The sequence below is a fragment of the Methanotorris formicicus Mc-S-70 genome (assembly GCF_000243455.1).
Classification (GTDB): Archaea; AGJL01; Methanococci; order Methanococcales; family Methanococcaceae; genus Methanotorris; species Methanotorris formicicus.
The window spans coordinates 1-608 of sequence record NZ_AGJL01000119.1 but is presented as its reverse complement, the minus strand read 5'-3'; the positions used below and the strand labels follow the sequence as shown (position 1 = coordinate 608).

The window sequence follows — 608 nt, the reverse complement described above, 5'->3', positions numbered from 1 at the left end:
AATCAACAACATGCATGCCCATAACTACTCGTTTTATGTAGATTACTCCAACAATAATAAGTAAAATTCTGTTGATTTCGAATAAAACTTATCTATAACAAAATCATCTATAACGAAAATGTTATATTCGGGAGTTATAAAGTTTTTCATGAAGTTAAATAGATTCTCTTGTGGGTTAAGACCCTCATTCCAAAGAATTCGATTTATGGTATCGTGAGATACGTTTATTCCGAAAATGCGTAATGTTTTAGATAGTTCTATACACGAATTAAACTCTGACAATAGAAGAAAGAGCATATAAACAATTGCATTCGCTTTTTTGAGAATATTCTCACCATAAACAATTTTTATTCGAAAAATAGTAAAATGTTGTGGTAGAAATATCTTATCATAAATGCTATATCATTATATTCGAATATGCTTGCGAAAGTCCTATTAACGTTTAAGCCATCATAAATAGCGTATTCATCCGTATTAACGATTAAATCGTCTGAATTAACTTCGTTAATCATTTCTCAAATTTTTAGCCTTGCTTAAATTCGTTTCAACTATACAGTGTTATTATTGGAGGTCTTTCGATTTTGTACGTTCCTCTGCCCCTTTTTTAA

General features: G+C 29.6%; 1 pseudogene. It reads right to left on the bottom strand.

From position 1 onward, the window contains the following. Positions 1–327, bottom strand: a pseudogene (locus tag METFODRAFT_RS12010) (IS701 family transposase); the annotation flags it as partial. Between the last annotated feature and the right edge of the window lie 281 nt (positions 328–608).